Here is a 24,158-nt window from a genome sequence, read left to right on the forward strand (position 1 = left end):
CTCGGTTGAAGAAACTGGGATCTACCCGATCCGGTGCGGCCAAGCCGCCACAGGGGCAGCGTGACCGGTCGCGACGGCGCCTGCGCCGCCGGCTGTCCGGCGGTCTGCTGCTGCTGATCGCGCTGACCATCGCCGGCGGCCTGGCCGCCATCCTGACCCCCCGGCCGCAGGTCGCCGTCGCCGACGAGTCCAACTCGGCGCTGCTGCGCACCGGCAAGCAGCTGTTCGACACCTCGTGCGTGTCGTGCCACGGCGCCAACCTGCAGGGTGTCCCCGACCGCGGGCCGAGCCTGATCGGCGTCGGCGAGGAGGCCGTCTACTTCCAGGTGTCGACGGGCCGGATGCCGGCGATGACCGGCGAGGCGCAGGCGCCGCGCAAGGAACCGATCTTCGACGAGGGCCAGGTCGACGCGCTGGGCGCCTACGTCCAGGCCAACGGCGGCGGCCCGACCACGGTGCGCAACCCGGACGGCAGCCTGGCGATGCGCTCGCTGCGCGGCGAGGACCTGGGCCGTGGTGGCGACCTGTTCCGGCTGAACTGCTCCTCTTGCCACAACTTCACCGGTAAGGGCGGGGCCTTGTCGTCCGGCAAGTTCGCGCCGGACCTGGAGCCCGCCAACGAGCAGCAGATCCTGGCGGCCATGCGGACCGGTCCGCAGAACATGCCGAAGTTCTCCGACCGTCAGCTGTCGTTCGAGGCCAAGAAGGACATCATCGGCTACATCAAGGCGGTGACCGAGGAGCGCCAGCCGGGCGGTTACGGCCTGGGCGGATTCGGTCCCGCACCCGAGGGCATGGCCGCCTGGATCATCGGGATGGTCGCGGCCATCGGGCTGGCACTGTGGATTGGGGCACGAGCATGAGCGATCAGGACGTTCGCGGCTCTGACACCGGCGGAAACCCGCACGGCACCGGCGAGAGGGAACCCGACGACGCGGCGCTGGCCGCCATGTCACAGCAGGAACTGGTGGCGCTGGGCGGCAAGCTGGACGGCGTCGACACGGTGTTCAAGGAACCCCGCTGGCCGATCGAGGGCACCAAAGCCGAAAAGCGCGCCGAGCGTGGCGTCGCCCTCTGGCTTTTGCTGGGCGGCTTCTTCGGGCTGGCGCTGCTGCTGATCTTCTTGTTCTGGCCCTGGGAGTACAAGCCCAAGGAGAGCGCCGGAAGCTTCCTCTACGACCTGACCACCCCGCTGTACGGTCTGACCTTCGGGATGGCGATCCTGTCGATCGGAATCGGCGTCATCCTCTACCAGAAACGCTTTATCCCCGAAGAGATTTCGATTCAGGACCGGCACGACGGCGCCTCGCGCGACGTCGACCGCAAGACGGTGGTGGCCAACCTGGCCGACGCCTATCAGGGGTCGACGGTCGGGCGGCGCAAGCTGATCGGCCTGTCGCTGGGAATGGGGCTGGGCGCCTTTGGTCTGTCCACCCTGGTCGCGTTTGCCGGCGGGTTGATCAAAAACCCGTGGAAGCCGGTCGTGCCCACCGCCGACGGCAAGAAGGCCGTGCTGTGGACCTCCGGGTGGAGCCCGCGCTACCACGGCGAGACCATCTTCCTGGCGCGCGCCACCGGCTCCGCCTCCACGTCGCCGTTCGTCAAGATGCGCCCCGAGGACCTCGACGCCGGCGGCATGGAAACCGTCTTCCCGTGGCGGGAGTCCGACGGCGACGGCACCACACCGGAATCGCAGGAAAAGCTGCGGGCCATCAACCAGGGTGTGCGAAACCCCGTGATGCTCATCCGTGTTCGGCCCACCGACATGAACCGTGTGGTCAAGCGGCAGGGCCAGGAGAGCTTCAACTTCGGCGAGTTCTTCGCCTACACCAAGGTCTGCTCGCACCTGGGTTGCCCCGCCTCGCTGTACGAGGAGCAGTCCTACCGGATCTTGTGCCCATGCCACCAGTCGCAGTTCGACGCGCTGCACTTCGCCAAGCCGATTTTCGGGCCGGCCGCGCGTGCGTTGGCGCAACTGCCGATCACCATCGACTCCAACGGGTATCTGGTCGCCAACGGTGACTTCGTCGAGCCCGTCGGACCGGCATTCTGGGAGAGGACGACGACATGAGTCCGAAATTGAGTCCCCCGAAGATCGGCGACGTCCTGGCCCGCCAAGGCGAGGACATCGACACGCGCTACCACCCGTCCGCGGCGGTCCGTAGACAGCTCAACAAGGTCTTCCCCACCCACTGGTCGTTCCTGCTGGGCGAGATCGCCATGTACAGCTTCATCGTGCTGCTGCTCACCGGCGTGTACCTGACGCTGTTCTTCGATCCCTCCATGGCGGAGATCACCTACAACGGCGCCTACCAGCCGCTGCGCGGCGTGGACATGTCGAAGGCCTTCGCGTCGACCCTCGACATCTCCTTCGAGGTGCGCGGCGGACTGTTCGTCCGTCAGGTCCACCACTGGGCCGCCCTGATCTTCTCCGCGTCGATCATGGTGCACCTGGCCCGCATCTTCTTCACCGGCGCCTTCCGGCGGCCTCGCGAGGCCAACTGGGTCATCGGTTCGCTGCTGCTGATCCTGGCGATGTTCGAGGGCTACTTCGGCTACTCGCTGCCCGACGACCTGCTGTCCGGCATCGGGTTGCGCGCCGCGCTGTCCTCGATCACGTTGGGCATGCCGGTGATCGGCACCTGGCTGCACTGGGCCCTGTTCGGCGGTGACTTCCCCTGCGGTGGCGTCGGAAACGAATGCGCCACAGCGGGTTACATCATCCCTCGGATGTATTCACTGCACATCCTGCTGCTGCCCGGAATCATCCTGGCGCTGATCGGGCTGCACCTGGCCATGGTGTGGTTCCAGAAGCACACCCAGTTCCCCGGCCCCGGTCGCACCGAGCACAACGTGGTCGGCGTGCGGGTGATGCCGGTGTTCGCCGTCAAGTCCGGCGCGTTCTTCGCCGCGATCGTCGGCGTGCTGGGCCTGCTGGGTGGTCTGCTGCAGATCAACCCGATCTGGAACCTGGGGCCCTACAAGCCATCTCACGTCTCGGCCGGCTCGCAGCCGGACTTCTACATGATGTGGACCGAGGGTCTGGCCCGTATCTGGCCGCCATGGGAGTTCTACTTCTGGCACCACACCATCCCGGCGGTGGTCTGGGTGGCGCTGATCATGGGCGGGGTGTTCGGCCTGCTGATCGTGTATCCGTTCCTGGAGAAGCGGTTCAGCGGCGACTATGCGCACCACAACCTGCTGCAGCGCCCGCGCGACGTGCCGGTGCGCACGTCGATCGGTGCGATGGCGATCGCGTTCTACATGCTGCTGACGCTGTGCGCGATGAACGACATCATCGCGTTCAAGTTCGACATCTCGCTGAACGCGACGACGTGGATCGGGCGCATCGGCATGGTGATCGTTCCGCCGGTGGTCTACTTCATCACCTACCGGTGGTGCATCGGGCTGCAGCGCAGCGACCGCGCGGTGCTCGAGCACGGCATCGAGACCGGCATCATCAAGCGGCTGCCGCACGGCGCCTACGTCGAGCTGCACCAGCCGCTGGGCCCGGTCGACGACCACGGCCACCCGCTGCCGCTCGAATACCAGGGCGCGCCATTGCCGAAGAAGATGAACAAGCTGGGTTCGGCCGGATCTCCGGGCCGGGGCAGCTTCCTGTTCGCCGATCCGGCGTCCGAGGACGCGGCGTTGCGCGAGGCCGCGCACGGCTCCGAACAGCGCGCCCTGACCGCGCTGCGTGAGCACCAGGACGGCCTGAACGGTTCGACGAACGGTTCGACAAACGGCGAGGGCGGCGAGCACTAGCTCGCTGCCCCACCGGTTTTCGTCGGCGTAACGCCCCTACGGCCGGGCGCAGGCCCCTTGCTGCTGGGCGGCGCGCAGGATTGCGGCGGCCGTGACGAACACCCGCTTGCCCATGTCGCGGGTTTCGACCGGCAGCCCGGCGGCACAGCGCAACACCATCAGGGCCAGCGCGCTGTACGTCGCGTACGGGACGATCAGCAGGTTGACCCGTGCGTCCGCGCCGACGACCGTGATCACGTGCTGGCGTTTGTGCTCCCAGCCCGGCCAGTTGAAGTCCGGCGGCCGCTGCAACGGTGGCCAGTTGACGTTGATGGAGTCGATCCCACCGAGCAAGGGCGTCAGCAGCGCGACCAGGCCGGGCAATTCGTTGGTGATGCGGTCCGCACGGGGCCACCAGGCGCCGTCGATGGTGCGGCCGAGCTCACAGCCCACCGAGACCCGGATGGGATTGGCGCGCGCTCGCCGTCTGTCCGCGGCATCCACTTGCGGTTTCCCCTCACGGTTGGCGTCCTTCGCCTCGACTGACCCGGCGAAGGGAGGGATCGCAGTGCCCGCGGCCGTCATCCGCACGGACTGCGGGACGGCCGCCGGCAACGAAACGGCTCGCGCCTGACGCTACGCCACCCCCGGCGCACCGGATCGGGCGGCGGGGGCCACGCGCGCCGACCGCGCGCGCCAGCGGCGGCTACTGTTCGGCGACGACCTGGCGGAGCTGACGAATGTGCAGCCACTCGACGACCGGCATGGCCGCGGTGATGACGCCGGCGAACCCGTAGCCGACCCACGAGCCGCCATCGTGGCCGATCGCCATCAGGTAGGTCGCCGCGGCAACCGCGATCAGCGCCGCACCCATGGTGCCGGTCAGAATCACGGTGCCGCGCAACCAGACTCGGTCGACGGCCTCGCCCGACCACTCGGCGCCCGGGCCGGGCGCGGCGGACTGGACGGTGGTGGTCCGTCCGGTCCCGGGGCGCAGGGCGCCGGTCCCCAGCCGCACCGAAGGCCTTGCCGGCCCGCGCGACGGCGCGGTCATCGCCTGCGCGGCCGGCTCGGCCTGCGACATCCGGCGGGCGCGCAACAGGATGGGGATCGCGCCCGCGATGATCAGCGCCGACACGATGATGACGGCGTACAGCACCCACGTGGTGTGCGGGCTGCTGGCCGCCTTGTGAAAGCCCCTGCCCAGGTCCGCCAGCGCGACGGCGGCCGCCACGCTGACGCCCAGCAGCACCAGGTAGATGGCGGCGCACGCGCCGATCAGGATGCGGTCGATGACCTCGGGCGCAATGGTGTCGTCGCCCACGCCACGCCGGTACGCCGAATATCTGCTGACCATCAGCAGCTCGTCTGCGGCGAGTCGTTGCTGTTCGACGAAAGCACCGTTCCGTCGCTGGTCGTGATCGAGCAATTGAGCCTGCTCACCCGGAACAGGCTGGACGCCTCCACCGAGCCCACGTCGGATTGCGAGATCGGGGTGACGGTCATCGACCACGGGATGTACACGTTGTGCTGCGTGCGGCGCCGGCCGGACGCGTCGACGTAGGTCACCGAGATGATGTCGCCCGGGGCTTTGGTGCCGGTCACCGAGTAGGTGACCTGGCGCGGACCCGCCGGGGTGCTGGGCGGCGGTGGCGCGGCCGCCGTCGACGTCGCCGGCGGCGGTGCCGGAGCGGGGGCGGGCGGGGGCGGCGGTGCCGGAGAAGGCGTCACCGTCACAGTCTGGGTCTCCGTTGCTGTCGGGGGCGGCGGCGGTTCGGTCGTGGGTGGCGGCGGGGGCGGAGGCGGCGGCTTGGTCGTCGTGATCTCGTCCTGCAGCGGCGGCGTGGACGGCGCGGTGGTGGTGCCGGGGTTGGCGAGCTTGGTGGTATCGGTGCGCGCGAACAGCAGCGATACCGACACGACGAGCGCGATCGCGGCCACGATCGCGGCCACCCCCACCACCCACGGCCAGCGCGCGGTGCTGCGCTCGTCGTCGGCGTCGGCGGACTCGTCGAAGTCGTCGTAGTCGTAGAGCCCCAGATCGGCCGGCAGGTAGGGGCCGCTGGTGAAGTGCTCGGACTCCGGAGCCGAGTAGGCCCGCGAGTAGGCGTCGGTCTCGTCGGTCTGGTTCGCCGCGAGTTCGGCGCTGTCCTCGAACGGCTCCGGCTCGGCGTCGGCGTCGGCGCCACGCCCCAGATCGTCCGGCTCGTCGCCGGGGTCCGGTTCGTGGCTGATCGGGTCGGCAGGGTCGGGTTCGTCAGGATCCCATCCCGGGGGTCTCGACCCGCTCATCTCTGCCTTTGCCTACCCTGTTCGACGGCCTCACCTGCGCACAAGACTCCGCGATCACATCGTTGCGGGCGCGCTGGGAGGCTTCTCGTTTGCCTGGGCAAAACACTACCGAACCCAAAAGGGGCAAAGCCGTCGTGGCGAACTGCCCACCAATCACGTGATCGGATTGTGACCTTTATGCCGCGAATCAGTGCTTCTCGGGACCGATGTAGTACTCGAAGACCAGTCCGGCCACCGACGTCAGGACGAACATCACCCCGGCGACGATCAGCCAAGGCAACCACAGCGCGATGCCCACCGCGACCACCGAGCCGGACAGCGCGATCAGAATCGGCCACCAGCTGTGCGGGCTGAAGAAGCCCAATTCGCCTGCTCCGTCGCTGATCTCAGCGCCCTCGTAGTCCTCGGGCCGGGTGTCCAGGCGGCGCGCCACGAAGCGGAAGAACGTCGCGGTGATCATCGCCAGGCCACCGGTCAGCACCAGCGCGGTGGTGCCCGCCCACTCCACGCCTCCGGTGGCGAAGAGGGCGGTCAGCACCCCGTAGAGCGCCGCGACCACAATGAAAAACCCGGCAATGAACTCGAATAGCCTGGCTTCGATATGCATTTGGTGTCCTAACCTACTGGCTTCCGGCCAATTGGCCGCGCTTGGTGTCGAACGGGTGGGTGGTCACCGCGACCGGGGGCTGCCCGATCGCCTGCAACGCCTCGGCGTTGCTCTTACCGTCCATCCGCTGCTGCAGGTAGGCCTTGAAGTCGTTGGGCGCCACCACCCGAACCTCGAAGTTCATCATCGAGTGATACGTGCCGCAGAACTCGGCGCAGTGGCCCACGAACGCGCCGGGCGTCTGGATCTCCTCGGTCTGGAAGACGTGCACCGAGTTGTTCGCGTCGGCGTTGGGGATCACGTCGCGCTTGAACAGGAACTCCGGCACCCAGAACGTGTGGATCACGTCCGCGGACGCCAGGTCGAATTCGATGCGCTTGCCGGTCGGCAGCACCAGCACCGGGATCTCCTCGCTGGAGCCCAGCGTCTCGACCTTGTCGAAGTTCAGGTACTGGCGGTCCGAGGTGTTCAGCCCGCGGACGGCGCCGACGCGCTCCTCGCCGTGGGCGTCCTTGCCCTCCGGCTTGGACAGCATCGCCTTCTTGCGCGCCGGGTCGGTGCCGTCGTAGGTCAGCGTGCCGTCTTTGAAGTTGACCTTCTGATAGCCGAACTTCCAGTTCCACTGGAAGGCCGTGACATCGATCACAACCTCGGGGTTCTTGTCCAGGTGCAGCATCTTCTCCTGCACCACGACGGTGAAGTAGAACAGCACGGAGATGATGAGGAAGGGCGTCACCGTGAGCGCCAGCTCCAGCGGCATGTTGTAGCCGAACTGCCTGGGCAGCACGGTGTCGGTGGCCTTCTTGCGGTGGAAAGCCGACGCCCAGAAGATCAGGCCGAACACGATGAGGCCGACGACCAGCGACGCGATCACGGCGCCGATCCACAGTTCGCGGTTGAGGTGGGCCTCCGGGGTGATGCCCCGCGGCCAGCCCAGCGCCAGCGCGTCGGCCCAGCTGCTGCATCCGCTCAGGAACAGCGCTAGCACGCCCAGCACGGCCGCCAGCGCGACGGGCCGGAGACGACGGGAAAGACCCTTCGCTCGGCGCCCGGAGCCCCCGGAACGGCGCCGAAACCTGCCCTGCGACAAACGTTGCGAACGGTCCTGCTCGCGAGGGGTCACGTTAGCGCCTCCTGCTCGGATATCGAATACTACGCAGCGTAGACCACGCGTCTGAGCCGGGCGACGAAACCCCGGCCCGCCGGGGCGTCCGGCCATTCACGACGTGCCCGGGTACGAGGTCCACGCACGCCCGTCAAGTGCGGCATACTGGGGCGCCGTGTGTGGTCTGCTGGCGTTCGTCGCCGCCCCGGAGGGCTCCGATAAAGAAGCGGCCGCCGCCCGCGCCGACGACGCCGTCGGTCACTCGTTACGCCTGATGCGGCACCGCGGCCCCGACGAACCCGGCGGCCTGGCCGCCGAGGGTGCAGTCGTGTTCGGCTTCAACCGGCTGTCGTTCATCGACATCGCGCATTCGCATCAGCCGCTGCGCTGGGGGCCGCCCGAGGCGCCCGACCGCTACGTGCTGGTGTTCAACGGCGAGATCTACAACTACCTCGAGCTGCGCGCCGAGCTGGGCGCCCAGCACGGCGCGGCGTTCGCCACGGACGGCGACGGCGAGGCGATCGTCGCCGGCTTCCACCACTGGGGCACCGACGTCTTGACCCGGCTGCGCGGCATGTTCGCGTTTGCGCTGTGGGACACCGTCACCCGCGAATTGTTCTGCGCCCGAGACCCTTTCGGCATCAAGCCGCTGTTCATGGCGACCGGCACCGGCGGCACGGCGGTGGCCAGCGAGAAGAAGTGCCTGCTGGATCTGGCCGAGCTGATCGGCTTCGACACCGGGATCGACGAGCGGGCCGTGCAGCACTACACCGTCCTGCAGTACGTGCCCGAGCCCGAGACGCTGCACCGCGGGGTGCGCCGGCTGGAATCGGGCTGCTACGCCCGCATCCGGCCCGGGCAGCGGCCGCAGACCACCCGCTACTTCACGCCGCGCTTCGCCGCGGTGCCGATCACCCGCGACACCGAACAGGCCCGCTACGACGAGATCACCGCGGTGCTCGAGGACTCGGTGGCCAAGCACATGCGCGCCGACGTCACCGTCGGGGCGTTCCTGTCCGGCGGGATCGACTCCACCGCCATCGCCGCGCTGGCCATCCGGCACAACCCCCGGCTGATCACGTTCACCACCGGCTTCGAGCGGGAGGGCTTCTCCGAGATCGACGTCGCGGTGGCCTCGGCCGAGGCGATCGGCGCCCGCCACATCGCCAAGGTGGTCAAGCCCGACGAGTTCGTCGCCGCCCTGCCCGAGATCGTCTGGTACCTCGACGAGCCGGTGGCCGACCCGGCGCTGGTGCCGCTGTTCTTCGTCGCCCGGGAAGCCCGCAAGCACGTCAAGGTGGTATTGAGCGGCGAGGGCGCCGACGAGCTGTTCGGCGGCTACACGATCTACCGGGAGCCGTTGTCGCTCAAGCCGTTTGACTATCTGCCCCGGCCGTTGCGGCGATCGGTGGGCAAGATGAGCAAGCCGCTGCCCGAGGGGATGCGCGGCAAGAGCCTGCTGCACCGCGGCTCCCTGACGCTCGAGGAGCGCTACTACGGCAACGCCCGCAGCTTCTCCGACGCGCAGCTGCGCGACGTGCTGCCCGGATTCCGCGAGGAATGGACCCACACCGACGTCACCGCGCCGGTGTACGCCGAGTCGGCGGGCTGGGACCCGGTGGCGCGCATGCAGCACGTCGACCTGTTCACCTGGCTGCGCGGCGACATCCTGGTCAAAGCCGACAAGATGACGATGGCCAACTCGCTGGAGCTGCGAGTGCCCTTCCTGGATCCCGAGGTGTTCGCCGTCGCCTCGCGGCTGCCGGTCGAGGCGAAGATCACCCGGACGACGACGAAGTACGCGCTGCGCCGGGCGTTGGAGCCGATCGTTCCGGCGCATGTGCTGCACCGGCCCAAGCTCGGATTCCCGGTGCCGATCCGGCACTGGCTGCGAGCCGGCGAGCTGCTGGAGTGGGCCTACGCGACGGTGGACGCCTCGCAGGCCGATCACCTGGTCGACAAGACCGCCGTGCGCCGGATGCTCGACGAGCACCGCAACGGCGTCAGCGATCACAGCCGCCGGCTGTGGACGCTGCTGATCTTCATGCTCTGGCACGCGATCTTCGTCGAGCACAGCGTGGTGCCCCAGATCAGCGAGCCCGTTTACCCCGTGCAGCTCTGAGTGTGGGCCGCGAGCGTAAGCGCACTGCGAACATCCAGCTCCAAAGCCGCAGCGTGCTTACGCTCGCGGGGAAGGAGCTAACCCAGCACCGCGGCGATCTCGGCGGCCGCCTCGTCGCCGTAGGCGCCGGCCAGCCGGGTCTTGGCGACCGCGGGGTCCCACGTCCACTCCTGGGTGCCGGTGGACTCCAGCACCAGCACGGCGACCAGCGAGCCCAGCTGCGCCGAGCGCTCGAGGCTGAGCCCGGCGGTGCGGCCGGTGAGGAAACCCGCCCGGAACGCGTCGCCGACGCCGGTGGGGTCGGTCTGGCTGATTTCGGGCACCACGCCGACGTGGGTGGTGGTCCCGTCGCGCTCGACGATGTCGACGCCCTTGGCGCCCAGCGTGGTCACCCGCAGGTCGACCTTCTGCTGCACGTCGGCTTCGGACCAGCCGGTCTTGGAGAGCAGCAGCTCCCATTCGTAGTCGTTGGTGAACAGATAGGCCGCGCCGTCGACGAGCTTGTCGATCTCGGCACCGGACAGGCGGGGCAGCTGCTGGGACGGGTCGGCGGCGAACGCCAGGCCGAGCTTGCGGCACTCCTCGGTGTGCACCACCATCGCGTCCGGGTCGTTGGCACCGATGATCACCAGGTCCGGCTTGCCCGCGGACGCGACGTCGGCGAGCTTGATGTTGCGGGCCTCCGACATGGCGCCGGGATAGAAGGATGCGATCTGGGCCATGTCCTCATCGGTGGTGCAGACGAATCGCGCCGTCTTCGCGGTTTGCGAGATCAGCACGTGGTCGCAGTTGACCCCGTGCGACTGCAGCCAGTCGCGGTACTCGCCGAAGTCGTCGCCGGCCGCCCCGACCAGCGCCACGTCGCCGCCCAGCACGCCGATGGCGAAGGCAATGTTGCCGGCCACTCCGCCGCGGTGAATCACCAGGTCGTCAACCAGAAAACTCAGCGACACCTTCTGCAGGTGCTCGGCCAGCAGGTGCTCGGAAAACCGGCCGGGAAACCGCATCAGATTGTCGGTCGCAATCGAACCTGTCACCGCGATCGTCACGAAAACTCCATCCTTCGTTAGCTAGGTTATCTAGCTTACTCACGGGCCTCGACCGTCGCTGTGTGGACTCCTCGGCGCGAGGGTGTGCGCTAGCCTCCCTTAGAAACCCACCCAGCAACTCACTCAAGTCGCCGGGATCACATTGCTCGGGCCGCAGCCCGCTTGCAGTCCCGTCTACCACCGTAGGAGAACCACGATGGCAGGTCCGCACTCGCCGAACCACACCGTCGGCGGCGAAGGACCAACACCCCCAAGCGAATCCCCGCCCCTGGAGTTCCCGGATGACCCCAACTCCGGTGGCCCGGGCTTCGCTTCCGCTGCGCAGGCAGGACCCGCGACAGCCAATTATGCCGGGCAGCCCCCCGCGCCGGTCCCGTACCCGCCGCAACGGTCCAAGCGTGGGCTGATCGTCGGCGTCGCGCTGGCCATCGCGCTGGTCGCGGTGCTGACGGTGGCCATCGTCTACGGGGTCCGCACCAACGGGGCCAACACCGGCGCCACGTTCTCCGAGGGCGCGGCGAGGACGGCCATCCAGGGCTATCTGGACGCGCTCGAGCACCGCGACATCGACGAGATCGCCCGCAACGCGTTGTGCGGGCTCTACGACGGCGTCCAGGACAAGCGATCCGACCAGGCCCTGGCCAAGCTCAGCAGCGACGCGTTCCGCAAGCAGTTCTCCGAGGTCGAACTGACCTCGATCGACAAGATCGTCTACCTGTCGCAGTACCAGGCCCAGGCGTTGTTCACGATGCGGGTGTCCCCGGTGAGCGGTGGCCCGATGCACGGGCAGGTGCAGGGCATCGCGCAGCTGCTGTTCCAGCGCGGCCAGATCATGGTCTGCTCGTACGTGCTGCGCACCGGCGGCTCGTACTGAACGCACGCCGTCAGCCGGGCTGTGCGGCCCGGCTGACGGATTCGCGGATCTAACCGATCAGTTGAAAGAGTCGCCGCAGGCGCACGAGCCGGTGGCGTTGGGGTTGTCGATGGTGAAGCCCTGCTTCTCGATGGTGTCCACGAAGTCGATGGACGCGCCTTCGACGTAGGGCGCGCTCATCCGGTCCACCGTCAACTTCACACCGCCGAACTCCGCGGTCAGGTCGCCGTCCAGCGCCCGGTCGTCGAAGAAGAGGTTGTAGCGCAGGCCGGCGCAGCCGCCCGGCTGCACGGCGATGCGCAGCGCCAGGTCGTCGCGGCCCTCCTGGTCCAGCAGGGACTTTGCCTTGGTGGCGGCGGCCTCGGTCAGGATCACGCCGTGGGTCGTCGTGGCGTTCGACTCGTTCTGCACCGTCATTGCTTCTCCTACGTGCCTCATTGTTGGGTGGGGTCGATCAAGCCCGAAATCGCCGGCTTGCGCCGGGCGATCCGGACCGCCCGAAAGTCCACTCCCTCAACGGTACCTTGCAGGACCGCTATTCCCGAGTCGCGCCGCAACTACCGATGCCAGCCCCATGAGCTGGTTGGCCGCGTCGGCCTGGGCCAGCCGCGCCGATCCGGCGTGCTCGGCGATGGATAACGCCGCCATGATGCCCGACGAGCGCACCGTCGCGTTGTCCAAGTCGACCTGGCCGGCCAGCACGACCACGGGAATCCCCCGCGGCCGGGCGGCGTCGGCGAGAAAGCCCACCACCTTGCCGTGCAGGGACTGCTCGTCGAACCGGCCCTCACCGGTGACGATCATGTCCGCGGTGTCCAGGTCGTCGGACAGCCGGGTGTGCTCGGCGATGATGGCCGCCCCGGACTCGCAGCGGCCGCCGAGCGCCAGCAGCCCCGCCCCGATGCCGCCGGCCGCGGCAGCGCCCGGCTCCGCGCTCACGTCCCGTCCGGCCACGGCTTCCAGGATCAGCGCCCACGCCTGCAGGCGCACCTCCAGCGCCGCGACGGTGGCCGTGTCGGCGCCCTTCTGCGGCCCGAACACCCGCGCCGCCCCCCACGGGCCCAGCAGCGGGTATTCGGTGTCGGAGGCGGCGATCAGCTCGACGTTGCCCAGCTGCCGCCGCGCGGTGTCCAGCCCGCCCAGTTCGGCGATCATGCCCTGGCCGCCGTCGGTGCAGGCGCTGCCGCCCAGCCCGACCACGATGCGCGTCGCGCCGACCCGCAGCGCCTCGGCGATCAGCTGCCCAACACCTTTGCTGTGCGCCGCCATGGCGGTCTCCGGGGTGGGCGGTCCGCCGACCAGCGCCAGGCCGCACGCCTGCGCGCACTCCAGGTAGGCGGTGGCCGAGCCCCGGTCGAACACCCAATCGGCTTCGACCATGGCTTTCAGGGGTCCGGACACCCGCAGGCGCCGCGTCTGCCCCAGCCTGCTGGCGAGCACCTCGACGAAGCCCGGGCCGCCGTCGGATTGGGGGGCGACGATGAACCGGTCGCCAGGCCGCGACCGCGTCCAACCGGTCGCGATGGCGGCGGCGGCTTCGAGGGCCGACATGCTGTCGCCGTAGCAGTCCGGTGCCACCAGGACCTGCATGGCGGGCAGTTGAAGGCGGCCGGGGGCCAGGCCGGGACCACCATCATCCGAGGCCATCGACCCGTCGTCCATCAAAGGCTGCCGTTCATCACGTGTAAGAGTAGGGCCAAGGGAGGTACTAACGCAGGTCTAATAGCAAGGCATTCCAGGCGAATTCCGGCGCGCGTCGCCGGCGAAGTAACCTGGCCCCTGTGAAGCTGTTGGGCCGCAAGAAGGACCAGGACACCGACCTCGACGAGAACGCCGCCATCGCGGGCGGCTCCGCCGTTGCTGGCGCCTCGGGCGACGCGACCCGCGAGGCGCAGCGGACGGGCCCCAAGGGGCGCCCCACGCCCAAGCGCAATGAGGCCCGCCGCAATGTGAGGAAGGGGCCGGTGGCGCCCGCGCCCATGACCGCCTCCGAGGCGCGGGCCAGGCGCAAGACGCTGGCCGGTCCCAAGCTCAGCCGCGAGGAGCGGCGGGCCGACAAGGCCGCGAACCGCGCCCGCATGTCGAACCGGCGGGAAAAGATGATGGCCGGCGAGGAGGGCTACCTGCTGCCGCGCGACCAGGGCCCCATCCGCCGCTACGTTCGCGACGTGGTGGACTCCCGTCGCAACCTGCTGGGCCTGTTCATGCCCTCGACCCTGTTCCTGATGTTCGTCATGTTCGGCGTCCCGCAGCTGCAGCTGTGGGTGTCGCCGGCCATGCTGGTGCTGATGGCCGTGATGAGCGTCGACGGCCTGATCCTGGGCCGCAAGGTCAGCAAGCTGGTCGACGCCAAGTTCCCGAGCAACACCGAAAGCCGTTGGAAGCTTGGCCTGTACGCCGCTGGCCGGGCCTCTCAGATGCGCCGGTTGCGCGCGCCGAGGCCCCAGGTCAAGCACGGCGCCAGTGTCGGCTGAAGCCCGCCGGAAGGCGGGCTGACACCGGTGCGCACCCTGGTGCTCGGCGGGATCAGGTCAGGCAAATCGCAGTGGGCGGAGGAAGCCATCGCCGACGGGTTGCCGGCCGGGCACGCGGTTAACTACCTGGCGCCCGGGCCGCCCGGCCACGACGACGCGGCCTGGGCGCACCGGATCGCCCAGCATCGCAGCCGCCGGCCCGAGCACTGGTCCACGATCGAAACCGACGACATCGCAACGCAATTGCGTCAATCGCCGGGCACGCCCACGCTGGTCGACGACTTGGGCACCTGGCTGACCAGCGCGCTGGACCGCACCGGCGCCTGGGACGGCGGCTCGGTGGCGGCTCCCGTCGATGACCTGCTGGCCGCGGTCGGCGACTTCGCTTCCCCGCTGGTGCTGGTCAGCCCGGAGGTCGGGTTGACCGTCGTGCCCGCCACCGCCGCCGGGCGCCGGTTCGCCGACGAACTGGGCGGGCTGAACCAGCGCCTCGCCCGGTTGTGCGACCGGGTGGTGCTGGTGGTGGCCGGGCAACCGGTGCCGATCAAACCGGCGGGCGCCTGATGGAATTCGCCACCGTCTCGCCGCCCGACGCCGGCGTCGCCGCGGCCGCCCGCGCCCGCCAGGACACCCTGACCAAGCCCCGGGGCGCGCTGGGCCGCCTCGAGGATTTGTCGGTGTGGGTCGCGTCGTGCCAAGGGCAGTGTCCGCCACAGCAATTCGAGCGCGCCCGGGTGGTCGTGTTCGCCGGCGACCACGGCGTCGCCCGCTCGGGGGTGTCGGCCTATCCGCCGGAGGTGACGGCGCAGATGGTCGCCAACTTCGACGCCGGCGGCGCCGCGATCAACGCCCTGGCCGACGTCGCCGGGGCGACGGTGCGGGTCGCGGACCTCGCGGTGGACGCCGACCCGCTGACCGAACGGATCGGCGCGCACAAGGTGCGGCGCGCCAGCGGGGACATCCGGGTCGAGGACGCGTTGAGCGACGACGAGACCGCGCGGGCGCTCGCCGCGGGAGCCGCCATCGCCGACGAGGAGGTCGACGCCGGCGCCGACCTGCTGATCGCGGGCGACATGGGAATCGGAAACACCACGGCCGCAACGGTATTGGTGGCGGCGCTGACGAACGTCGAGCCGGTCGTGGCGGTGGGCTTCGGGACCGGGATCGACGACGCCGGCTGGGCCCGCAAGACCGCCGCGGTGCGCGACGCCCTGTTCCGCGCGCGCCAGGTGCTGCCCGATCCGGTCGCACTGCTGCGCCGCGCCGGCGGCGCGGACCTGGCCGCGATGGCCGGCTTTTGCGCGCAGGCGGCGGTGCGGCGCACGCCGCTGCTGCTGGACGGCATGGCGGTGACGGCGGCCGCGCTGGTCGCCGAGCACCTGGCGCCGGGCGCGCGGCTGTGGTGGCAGGCCGGTCACCGGTCCACCGAACCCGCCCACGGGTTGGCGCTGACGGCGCTGGACCTGGAGCCGATCCTCGACCTGCGGATGCGGCTGGGCGAGGGCACCGGCGCCGCGGTCGCGCTGCCGGTGCTGCGCGCCGCGGTGGCCGCCCTGTCGTCGATGGCGACCTTCACCCAGGCCGGCGTGTCCGACCGGCCCGCTCCCCCATCGTGATCCGTTCGCTGGCAACGGCTTTCGCCTTCGGCACGGTGCTGCCCGTGCCGGGCAACGCCCCGATGGGCCGCGGCGCCATGACCGCGCTGCCGGTGGTGGGCGCCGCGCTGGGGGCGCTGGCCGCCGCCGTGACGTGGGGCGGCGGCTGGGTGTTCGGACGGTCCAGCCCGCTGCCCGGCCTGCTCGCGGTCGCGGTGCTGTTGCTCGCGACCCGCGGCCTGCATGTCGACGGCCTCGCCGACACCGCCGACGGCCTGGGCTGCTACGGGCCGCCGCAGCGGGCGCTGGCGGTGATGCGCGAGGGGGCGGCCGGGCCGTTCGGCGTCGCCGCCGTCGTCGTGGTGATCATGCTGCAGGCACTGGCGTTTTCGGCGCTGGGGGCCACCGGCCGGGTCGTTCCCGGGGTGGCTGCGGTGGCCGTGGCGGTTTTCGCGGGCCGGGTGGCCGCGGTGCTGGCCGGCCACCGGTCGGTGCCGGCCGCCGACGGCAGCGCCCTGGGCGTCCGCGTCGCCGGGACCCAGCCGACTCTGGTGGTGGCCGCCTGGGTGGCGGTGCTGCTGGCCGCCTCGGTGCCGGCCGGGTCGCGGCCGTGGCAGGGGCCGGCGGCGGTGCTGTTGGGCCTGGGCTGCGGAGCGGTCCTGGTGCGGCACTGCGTGCGCCGATTCGGCGGCATCACCGGTGACGTGCTGGGCGCCGCGATCGAGCTGACCACGACGGTGACCGCGGTGCTGCTCGCGGGCGCGGTGCGGTTCTAGCCCCGGGAGCTAGCTGTACTGACCTGAGAGGTTAAGTACGCGGCTGGCGGGTGGTTGGCCGCCGAGTGCGGTGTGGCCGCGATGGTGATTGTAGGTGTGTAGCCACCGGGGAAATTCTTCGCAGCGTTCGGTATCGCTGCGGTAGAGCCGTGCGTAGGCCCATTCATCGGCCAGGGTGCGGTGGAATCGCTCGACTTTGCCGTTGGTCTGGGGCCGGTAGGGCCGGGTGCGTCGGTGTTCGATGCCTGCCAGGGCCTCTCGAAAGGTGTGGGAGCGGTAGCAGGAACCATTGTCAGTCAACACCTTGCGGACGGTGATGCCGCACTCGGTAAACCAGGCGTTGGCCCGCGCCCAAAACGCGGCGGCGGTGTGCTGGCGCTCATCGCTGAGCAGTTCGCTGTAGGCCAACCGTGAGTAGCCATCGATCGCGGTATGCAGAAAGTGGTGGCCGTGGAGCGGATCACCATGCTTGCTGCGCTGGCCTGAACTCTTGTCGGCTCTGGTGTTGTGGTTACCGGCGATGCGGCCCAACATCCGCCAGCCGCCGCCAGCCGGGATTTTGCCAAGCTTTTTGACGTCAACATGCACCATGTCACCGCAGCTGGCGGGCTCCATCCGACGGACAACGCGGCCCGTACAGCGGTCCAACCACCGTAATTTGGCCATCCCGTAGCGGGTCAGTACCCGATGCACCGTGGAGGGATGAATGCCCAGCAGATACCCGATCCGTGCGGGCCCCCAGCGCCGCAGGACGCGGACTTTGATGATGCGACGCTCGGTACGAGTCGGAGTCCGCTGTGGGCTGCGGTGCGGGCGCGAACTGCGGTCGACCATGCCCGCAGCCCCCAACGTGCGGTACCGGTCGGCCCACCGCCACGCCGTCGTTGCTGACACCTGGAACCGTTCCGCGGCACGCCGCAGCGGCCATCCATCCTCGACAACACAACGAGCCAGCCGCAGACGGCCGGTTTCTGACAATGGAGCATTACGGTGGGACACGAAGACCTCCGAAGTGAGCAGTGCGTTCCTCGACAGCTCGCACTTCACTCGGAGGTCTTCGTCATGTCACCACGCCACGCCGTCACCAACGTCCGTGGTCAGTACAGCTAGCCCAGCCGGGCCATCCAGCCGTGGGTGTCGGCGAACGTGCCGCGCTGGATCCCGGTCAGCGTGTCCCGCAACGCCATCGTCACCTCGCCGGGCTGACCGTCGGCGACGGTGAATTCGGCGTCGCCGTATTTCACGTGCGAGACCGGCGTGATGACCGCGGCGGTGCCACAGGCGAACACCTCGGTGATCTCCCCGGCGGCGGCCTTCTTCTGCCACTCGTCGATATCGATCTTGCGCTCCTCGACGGAGAATCCGGCATCAATGGCCAACTGCAGCAAGGAGTTCCGGGTGATACCGGGCAGCAGCGAGCCGGACAGCTCCGGGGTGACCAGCCGCGCCGATCCGCCGCTGCCGAACACGAAGAAGATGTTCATCCCGCCCATCTCTTCGACGAAGCGTCGCTCCACGGCGTCCAGCCACACCACCTGGTCGCAGTCGTTGGCCGCGGCCTCGGCCTGGGCCGACAGCGAGGCCGCGTAGTTGCCGCCGAACTTGGCGGCGCCGGTGCCGCCGGGGCTGGCCCGCACGTACTCCGTCGACACCCAGACGGTGACCGGGCTGATGCCGCCCTTGAAATACGCGCCGGCCGGCGAGGCGATCAGCAGGTAGCGGTACCGCTTGGACGGCCGCACACCTAGCCCGGGCTCGGTGGCGATGACGAACGGGCGCAGGTACAGCGCCTCCTCGCCGCCGGCCGCCGGGACCCAGGCGTTGTCGACGGCGATCAGCTGGCGCAGCGACTCCATGAACAGCTCTTCGGGCAGCTCCGGGATGGCGAGCCGGCGCGCCGAGGACCGCAGCCGGGCGGCGTTGGCCTCAGCGCGAAACGACACGATCGAGCCGTCGGCCCAGCGGTACGCCTTGAGCCCCTCGAAGATCTCCTGCGCGTAGTGCAGCACGATCGCCGACGGGTCCAGCTCGATGGGGCCGTACGGGATGACGCGCGCGTCGTGCCAACCTTCACCGGCGTCGTCGTAATCGATCGACACCATGTGATCGGTGAAGTACTTGCCGAAACCCGGCTCGGCCAGGATGGTTTCGCGTTCGGCATCGGTTGCCGGACGTGCCGAGCGCGAAACCGTGAACTCGAGGGAGCCACTGGTCATTGGCCGATTGTATATCCGCCTACCGAATCGGATTTCGCCCGCGCACGCGGCGCCGCTAGCGGGTTTTCACCGCGACGAAGGGCGGGCCCACCACTTCGCACGCGGCGGGCCGGCCGCGGACGTCGACCGTGACCTGCTGGCCGTCCTCGATTCCGGCGTCGGCGTCGATGAGCGCCAGGGCGATCCCGGCCTGCAGCGTCGGCGAGAACGTGCCCGAGGTTGTGACCCCGACCGGCGCGTCGCCGGCGAGCACCGTCAGCCCGGCGCGCAGCACGCCGCGGCCCACCATCCGCAGCCCGCGCAGCAGCCGCGCCGGTCCGGCCTCCTTCTCGGCCAGCAGGGCGTCGCGGCCGAAGAACGCGTCCTTCTTCCAGCCGATCGCCCAACCGCAGCGGGCCTGCAGCGGGGAGATGTCGAGCGCGAGTTCGTGGCCGTGCAGCGGGTAGCCCATCTCGGTGCGCAGGGTGTCGCGCGCGCCCAGGCCGGCCGGCTCGCCGCCGGCCGCGCCGACCGCGGTGGCCAGGGCGTCGAACAGCACACCGGCGGAGTCCCACGGCGGCAGCAGCTCGTAGCCGTGCTCACCGGTGTAGCCGGTGCGGCAGACCCGCACCGGTACGCCGTCGAACGAGGTGTCGGCGTACGCCATGTAGTCCATCTCGGTGGGCAGGCCAAGCCGGCCGAGCACGTCGGCCGACCGCGGGCCCTGCACGGCCAGCACCGCGAACGAGCGGTGCTGGTTGGTGATGGTCAGCCCGGCCCCCGGCCCGGCCTCAGCGGCGGCCTGCAGCGCCTCGACCACCGCGGCGGTGTTGGCCGCGTTGGGCACCAGGAAGATCTCGTCGTCGTCGACGTAGTAGGCGATCAGGTCGTCGATGACGCCACCGGATTCGGTGCAGCACAACGTGTATTGCGCCTTGCCGGGCCCGATCCGGTTCAGGTCGTTGGTGAGCGCGGAGTTGACGAACTGCGCCGCCCCCGACCCGCGGACCAGCGCCTTGCCCAGGTGGCTGACGTCGAAGAGGCCGACCGCGTTGCGCGTGGCGTTGTGCTCGCTGACGGTGCCGGCATACGACACCGGCATCAGCCAGCCGCCGAATTCGGCGAAATTGGCGCCCAAGCTCCGGTGACGGTCTTCCAGCGGTCCGTGCAGCAGGTCGGCTTCAGTGCTCACGACTCTTCACCCTAATCAGCCGTAAAGAGCGGACCGTTAGGGTGATGCGGATGAGCACAGAACCCGGTTACGCCTCCCCCGCTGTCACCGTCGCCTCCTCGCTGCCGCGGCGCGCCGCCGCGTCCACCGTGCTGATCGTGCCCGTCGTCTCGACCGGCGAGGACGACAAGCCGGGCGCGGCCGTCGCCGCGGCCGAGCCGTTCCTGTCCTCCGACGCGGTCGCCGAGATCGAGTCCGGTCTGCGGGCGCTGGAGGCCACCGGTGGCGCCGAGCAGGTGCACCGGCTGGTGGTGGGCTCGCTGCCGGTGTCCAGCGTGCTGACCGTCGGCCTCGGCAAATCGCGATCCGACTGGCCGGCCGACACCATCCGTCGCGCCGCCGGCGTGGCCGCGCGATCGCTCGGCAAGACCGAATCGGTGATCACCACGCTGGGCGAGCTGCCCGGCGAGGGCATCGCCTCGGCCGCCGTCGAGGGCCTGATCCTGGGCAGCTACCGGTTCACCGAATTCCGCAGCGACAAGACGGCACCCAAAGACCAAGGGCTGCGCAAGATCACGGTGCTCGCTACCGCAAAGGACGCCAAGAACGACGCCGCGCACGGTGCCGCGGTGGCGACCGCCGTCGCCACCGCGCGCGACTTCGTCAACACCCCGCCCAGCCACCTCTTCCCCGCCGAATTCGCCAAGCGCGCAAGGGCTTTGGGTGAGTCCGTCGGCCTCGAGGTGGAGGTGCTGGACGACAAGGCGCTGCGCAACGGCGGCTACGGCGGCATCATCGGCGTCGGGCAGGGCTCGTCGCGTCCCCCGCGGCTGGTGCGCCTGATCCACCGCGGTTCCAAGCTGGCCAAGAAGCCCAAGCAGGCCAAGCGAGTCGCCCTGGTCGGCAAGGGCGTCACCTTCGACACCGGCGGCATCTCGATCAAGCCCGCGGCCGGCATGCACCACATGACCTCGGACATGGGCGGGGCCGCCGCGGTGATCGCGACCGTCGCGCTGGCCGCGCAACGCAAGCTTCCGATCGACGTGATCGCCACCGTGCCGATGGCCGAGAACATGCCCTCGGCCACCGCGCAGCGCCCGGGCGACGTGCTGACGCAGTACGGCGGCATCACGGTCGAGGTGCAGAACACCGACGCGGAGGGCCGGCTGATCCTGGCCGACGCCATCGTGCGGGCGTGCGAGGACGACCCCGACTACCTGATCGAGACGTCCACCCTGACCGGCGCGCAGACGGTGGCGCTGGGCGCCCGGATCCCCGGGGTGATGGGCAGCGACGAATTCCGCGACCGCGTCGCGTCGATCTCGCAACGGGTCGGCGAGAACGGCTGGCCGATGCCGCTGCCCGACGAGCTCAAGGAAGACCTGAAGTCCACGGTGGCCGACCTGTCCAACATCAGCGGGCAGCGCTTCGCCGGCATGCTGGTGGCCGGGGTGTTCCTGCGCGAGTTCGTCGCCGACGGCGTGGGCTGGGCGCACATCGACGTGGCCGGCCCGGCCTACAACACCGGCAGCCCGTGGGGCTACTCGCCCAAGGGTTCCACCGGCGTGCCGACCCGGACCATGTTCGCGGTCCTGGAGGACATCGCCGACAAGGGCTAGTAAACGGCTAGCCGGTCAGCCGTTTGAGCACGGCGCGGCCCAGCTTGCGGCGCGGCCAGCCGGTCGCGCCGTCGGCGGCCAGCGCGGCGTTGGCCGCGTTGCGCCCGCATGCCCCGTGCACCGAGCCCCCCGGCGTCGCCGACGCGCTGCCCAAATAGAGCCGCTCGACGGGTGTTTCGGCCCGCCCCATGCCCGGCGCCGGGCGAAAGACCAACATCTGTTGCAGCTGCGCGGTTCCGCCGTTGAGCGCCCCGAGATGCAGGTTGGCGTCGTTGGCCTCCAGGTCCGACGGCCGCTGCACGAACCTGCCGATCACCGCCGACCCGAAGCCCGGCGCATGCTCTTCGATGACTCGGTCCACCGCCGACGCCAACAGCTCCGCTGACGCGTCGTCGGACACATTCCGCGGCAAATGCGTGTAGGCCCAGACGCTTTCGGTGCCGGCCGGCGATCTGGTCGGATCCGCCGTGGTGGTCTGCCCCAACAACATGAACGGATGCTCGGGTATCACCCGGGTGTTCAGGTCGGCCATCCAGCGGGTCAGTCCGTCGCCGTCGGCCCCCAGGTGCACCGTGCCCACGGACCGCAGCTTTTCCGCACGCCACGGAATCGGTTCTGCCAGCGCATAGTTCACCTTCACCACAGGCGGATCCCACTCGTAGTGCTCGAGGTCGCGTCGCAGCGCCTGCGGCACCGCGTCGGCGGGCAGCATGTCGCAGAACAAGCGTGGCGCCGTCACGTCGGCCACCACCGCACGGCGGGCGGTCACCGAGCGCCCCGCGGAGGTGGTGACCCCGACCGCGCGGCCGGCCCGCACGTGGATGCGAGAAACGTTCTGATTGCATTCGATTCGCGCCCCGGCCGAGCAGGCGCGTTTCACCAGCGCCGCGGTGAGCTGGCCGGATCCGCCGACCGGCACCGGCCAGCCGCCGTCCTGGGCGAGCATCGTCATCAGGAAGCCCATGGCGCCGCTGATCGGCGCGTCCGGCGGGACGTCGGCGTGCATTGCATTGCCCAACAACAACACTCGCGGCGCCTCGCCCTCGAACAACTGACTCGCCATCGCGTTGGCCGGCTGCACCAGCAGGCGCGCGACCCGGACCGCTTCCGGCGTGCCGAGCCTGCGCAGCAGCCCGAGCAGGGGGCGCACCGGCGGGAAGGGGGCCAGCATCGCGTCGAGCAGCGGGGCCTTGATCTTGTTCCACAGCTCGACCAGGCGCCACCAGTTCTCGCCGTCGGCGGGCGTTCGCCGCGCGAATTCCGCTGCCGTCTTTGCGGGATCGTGATACACGATCGGCGGATCATCGTCGGCGGCGCTGCGCGGGTGCCCGACCACCGTCGGCGCATGCGACCAGCGCAGCCCGTGATCCTCCAACTTCAGCGCCGCCATCGCCGGGGACGCCACCGTCATCGGGTAGTACGAGCTGAACAGGTCGGTGATGTAGCCCGGCGTCAGCTCGGCGCTGCGCACCGCCCCGCCCGGCTCGGGCTGGGCTTCCAGCACCAGCACGTCCCAGCCCACGTCGGCCAGCATCGACGCCGCCACCAGGCCGTGGTGTCCCGCCCGATCACGACCGCATCGGCGGTGTCGCGCACGGTCACTTCACCTGGCTTGGCTCCAGGCGCTCCGACAACGCCGCCAGCCGCCACAGGCACTCCTTGTTGCGCGGGTAGGCCGCCGCCAGCGCAAGGGAATCGGGGACGGCCGCCATCGGGCCCTCGGCGGGCACTTCGATCATCTCGATCCGGCAGCCCTGCGGAATCTCGTGCAGCAGCATGGTGATTCGCGCCGCACCCATCGGGCCCAGCCGGGCAAGCAGCACCAGCTTGTGCGGCGGCTCGCACTCCTGGACGATGGTCGCGTCGTTGATCACCAACGGCCAGATCCCGATCGAGTGCCTGATCGAGGAACCCGGCTCCGGCCAGTGGGGATCGACCGCCCGCATGCGGCTGTTGCCCACCACCCACTGGGTGTAGGTCCAGCCCTGGGCCAGCACCTCCCACACCCGCTCACACGACTCGGGCACCTCACGCGTTGCAGTGATCACCTCAGAAACCCTCCATGTCCTTGGTTACCGCGGCGGATACCCGGCAAACGGTGGGTTATTCGGCCTGCGCCTCGGGTTTACCGGGGGCGGAGCGCGGTTAATCTCCCTAGCGGTCGAAAACCCGACGACGAAAGGCGAAGCCATGACGGTGCGACGGTTGATCATCGGTGTGGGCGCCGTGCTGTTATTGGCCGGAGTCATCGGTCTGTTGGCGCCGGTATCGGTTTCCGACAGCAACGGCCATTCGGTCGGCTGCGGAAACGCCGTGGCGACCGACCTTTCGGCGGCCCAGAGCGCGAACAACAGCAACGGGGCCAACATCCCGATCCTGAATCAGATCGTCCCGCACACCGACTACGTCGCGCAGTGCCAGTCGTCGGTGGGCAGCCGGCGCGCGTGGGCGATACCGCTGGCGGTGCTCGGGGTCATCGCGATCGGCGCGACGCTGTTGACCCGACGTCGCGGGGCGGTGTCGGGCGCCTAG

The 24,158-nt window shown here is 69.7% G+C and carries 23 protein-coding genes and 1 pseudogene; 11 read left to right on the plus strand and 13 right to left on the minus strand.

Annotated features, from left to right (window positions below):
• Positions 1 to 5 precede the first annotated feature (5 nt).
• From qcrC to qcrB, 3 genes are read left to right on the plus strand one after another with little or no spacing between them, the layout of a single operon-like run.
• A complete protein-coding gene (gene qcrC, locus B9D87_RS07965) occupies positions 6 to 863 on the plus strand; it encodes a cytochrome bc1 complex diheme cytochrome c subunit (RefSeq protein WP_007770718.1) in 858 nt (285 codons plus the stop codon).
• Entirely contained in the window at positions 860 to 2,071 is a 1,212-nt protein-coding gene (gene qcrA, locus B9D87_RS07970) for a cytochrome bc1 complex Rieske iron-sulfur subunit (RefSeq protein ID WP_007770717.1), read from the plus strand. The genes qcrC and qcrA overlap by 4 nt, the downstream gene beginning before the upstream one ends.
• The gene (gene qcrB / locus B9D87_RS07975; protein WP_007770716.1) at positions 2,068 to 3,768 is read left to right on the plus strand and encodes a cytochrome bc1 complex cytochrome b subunit; all 1,701 of its coding nucleotides are present in this window, start codon (positions 2,068 to 2,070) and stop codon (positions 3,766 to 3,768) included. Before qcrA ends, qcrB begins: the two co-directional genes overlap by 4 nt.
• A gap of 36 nt (positions 3,769 to 3,804) precedes the next feature.
• On the opposite strand, the gene B9D87_RS07980 is transcribed toward qcrB, so the two are convergent.
• The 5 genes from B9D87_RS07980 to ctaC all read right to left on the minus strand — a co-directional run bounded on the left by B9D87_RS07980 (position 3,805) and on the right by ctaC (position 7,769).
• Positions 3,805 to 4,251, minus strand: a complete 447-nt coding sequence (locus tag B9D87_RS07980) for a DUF5994 family protein (RefSeq protein ID WP_007770713.1) — start codon at positions 4,249 to 4,251, stop codon at positions 3,805 to 3,807.
• A 202-nt stretch (positions 4,252 to 4,453) separates the two neighbouring features.
• On the minus strand, positions 4,454 to 5,104 hold the full coding sequence (locus tag B9D87_RS07985) for a DUF2561 family protein (RefSeq protein WP_007770712.1): 651 nt from the start codon (positions 5,102 to 5,104) through the stop codon (positions 4,454 to 4,456).
• Positions 5,104 to 6,039, minus strand: coding sequence for an MmpS family transport accessory protein (locus B9D87_RS07990; protein ID WP_007770711.1), 936 nt, complete (start codon positions 6,037 to 6,039; stop codon positions 5,104 to 5,106). Before B9D87_RS07990 ends, B9D87_RS07985 begins: the two co-directional genes overlap by 1 nt.
• 187 nt (positions 6,040 to 6,226) lie before the next feature.
• Complete coding sequence (locus B9D87_RS07995) at positions 6,227 to 6,646, minus strand: cytochrome c oxidase subunit 4 (protein ID WP_007770710.1); 420 nt, start codon at positions 6,644 to 6,646, stop codon at positions 6,227 to 6,229.
• 13 nt (positions 6,647 to 6,659) lie between these two features.
• On the minus strand, positions 6,660 to 7,769 hold the full coding sequence (ctaC, locus tag B9D87_RS08000) for an aa3-type cytochrome oxidase subunit II (protein ID WP_080598533.1): 1,110 nt from the start codon (positions 7,767 to 7,769) through the stop codon (positions 6,660 to 6,662).
• 157 nt (positions 7,770 to 7,926) lie between these two features.
• On the opposite strand from ctaC, the gene asnB reads away from it, so the two are divergent.
• On the plus strand, positions 7,927 to 9,873 hold the full coding sequence (gene asnB, locus B9D87_RS08005) for an asparagine synthase (glutamine-hydrolyzing) (protein WP_007770703.1): 1,947 nt from the start codon (positions 7,927 to 7,929) through the stop codon (positions 9,871 to 9,873).
• A 77-nt stretch (positions 9,874 to 9,950) separates the two neighbouring features.
• Here asnB and B9D87_RS08010 read toward each other — a convergent pair whose 3' ends face one another.
• Positions 9,951 to 10,922: a carbohydrate kinase family protein gene (locus tag B9D87_RS08010; RefSeq protein ID WP_007770702.1), complete on the minus strand. Its 972-nt coding sequence runs from the start codon at positions 10,920 to 10,922 to the stop codon at positions 9,951 to 9,953.
• Between the two features lie 196 nt (positions 10,923 to 11,118).
• Between B9D87_RS08010 and B9D87_RS08015 the strand changes: the two genes are divergently transcribed.
• A complete protein-coding gene (locus B9D87_RS08015; RefSeq protein ID WP_007770701.1) occupies positions 11,119 to 11,796 on the plus strand; it encodes an Rv0361 family membrane protein in 678 nt (225 codons plus the stop codon).
• A gap of 57 nt (positions 11,797 to 11,853) precedes the next feature.
• Here B9D87_RS08015 and B9D87_RS08020 read toward each other — a convergent pair whose 3' ends face one another.
• The gene (locus B9D87_RS08020; RefSeq protein WP_007770699.1) at positions 11,854 to 12,213 is read right to left on the minus strand and encodes a HesB/IscA family protein; all 360 of its coding nucleotides are present in this window, start codon (positions 12,211 to 12,213) and stop codon (positions 11,854 to 11,856) included.
• Between the two features lie 96 nt (positions 12,214 to 12,309).
• Entirely contained in the window at positions 12,310 to 13,386 is a 1,077-nt protein-coding gene (locus B9D87_RS08025) for a glycerate kinase family protein (RefSeq protein ID WP_007770697.1), read from the minus strand.
• Positions 13,387 to 13,634: 248 nt separating this feature from the next.
• On the opposite strand from B9D87_RS08025, the gene B9D87_RS08030 reads away from it, so the two are divergent.
• From B9D87_RS08030 to B9D87_RS08045, 4 genes are read left to right on the plus strand one after another with little or no spacing between them, the layout of a single operon-like run.
• A complete protein-coding gene (locus B9D87_RS08030; protein ID WP_238553431.1) occupies positions 13,635 to 14,270 on the plus strand; it encodes a DUF3043 domain-containing protein in 636 nt (211 codons plus the stop codon).
• Positions 14,271 to 14,297: 27 nt separating this feature from the next.
• Entirely contained in the window at positions 14,298 to 14,834 is a 537-nt protein-coding gene (locus B9D87_RS08035) for a bifunctional adenosylcobinamide kinase/adenosylcobinamide-phosphate guanylyltransferase (protein ID WP_007770694.1), read from the plus strand.
• Positions 14,831 to 15,886 carry a nicotinate-nucleotide--dimethylbenzimidazole phosphoribosyltransferase gene (gene cobT, locus B9D87_RS08040; protein ID WP_085977808.1) on the plus strand — a complete coding sequence of 352 codons (1,056 nt, stop codon included), beginning with the start codon at positions 14,831 to 14,833 and terminating at the stop codon, positions 15,884 to 15,886. The genes B9D87_RS08035 and cobT overlap by 4 nt, the downstream gene beginning before the upstream one ends.
• Positions 15,883 to 16,641, plus strand: a complete 759-nt coding sequence (locus tag B9D87_RS08045) for an adenosylcobinamide-GDP ribazoletransferase (RefSeq protein WP_007770692.1) — start codon at positions 15,883 to 15,885, stop codon at positions 16,639 to 16,641. The genes cobT and B9D87_RS08045 overlap by 4 nt, the downstream gene beginning before the upstream one ends.
• A gap of 9 nt (positions 16,642 to 16,650) precedes the next feature.
• Here B9D87_RS08045 and B9D87_RS08050 read toward each other — a convergent pair whose 3' ends face one another.
• The 3 genes from B9D87_RS08050 to gcvT all read right to left on the minus strand — a co-directional run bounded on the left by B9D87_RS08050 (position 16,651) and on the right by gcvT (position 20,028).
• Positions 16,651 to 17,640, minus strand: a complete 990-nt coding sequence (locus B9D87_RS08050) for an IS481 family transposase (RefSeq protein WP_007770691.1) — start codon at positions 17,638 to 17,640, stop codon at positions 16,651 to 16,653.
• A 107-nt stretch (positions 17,641 to 17,747) separates the two neighbouring features.
• Complete coding sequence (locus tag B9D87_RS08055) at positions 17,748 to 18,857, minus strand: branched-chain amino acid aminotransferase (RefSeq protein WP_007770689.1); 1,110 nt, start codon at positions 18,855 to 18,857, stop codon at positions 17,748 to 17,750.
• A gap of 55 nt (positions 18,858 to 18,912) precedes the next feature.
• Entirely contained in the window at positions 18,913 to 20,028 is a 1,116-nt protein-coding gene (gene gcvT, locus B9D87_RS08060; protein WP_007770688.1) for a glycine cleavage system aminomethyltransferase GcvT, read from the minus strand.
• Positions 20,029 to 20,078: 50 nt separating this feature from the next.
• Between gcvT and B9D87_RS08065 the strand changes: the two genes are divergently transcribed.
• Positions 20,079 to 21,626 carry a leucyl aminopeptidase gene (locus B9D87_RS08065; RefSeq protein ID WP_007770687.1) on the plus strand — a complete coding sequence of 516 codons (1,548 nt, stop codon included), beginning with the start codon at positions 20,079 to 20,081 and terminating at the stop codon, positions 21,624 to 21,626.
• A gap of 7 nt (positions 21,627 to 21,633) precedes the next feature.
• On the opposite strand, the pseudogene B9D87_RS08070 reads toward B9D87_RS08065, so the two are convergent.
• Positions 21,634 to 23,228, minus strand: a pseudogene (locus tag B9D87_RS08070) (phytoene desaturase family protein).
• Complete coding sequence (locus B9D87_RS08075) at positions 23,225 to 23,674, minus strand: SRPBCC domain-containing protein (RefSeq protein WP_007770685.1); 450 nt, start codon at positions 23,672 to 23,674, stop codon at positions 23,225 to 23,227. Before B9D87_RS08075 ends, B9D87_RS08070 begins: the two are co-directional and overlap by 4 nt.
• 142 nt (positions 23,675 to 23,816) lie before the next feature.
• Here B9D87_RS08075 and B9D87_RS08080 point away from each other — a divergent pair, with 142 nt between their 5' ends.
• Entirely contained in the window at positions 23,817 to 24,158 is a 342-nt protein-coding gene (locus tag B9D87_RS08080; RefSeq protein WP_007770683.1) for a hypothetical protein, read from the plus strand.

The sequence above is a fragment of the Mycobacterium colombiense CECT 3035 genome, from assembly GCF_002105755.1.
GTDB lineage: Bacteria > Actinomycetota > Actinomycetes > Mycobacteriales > Mycobacteriaceae > Mycobacterium > Mycobacterium colombiense.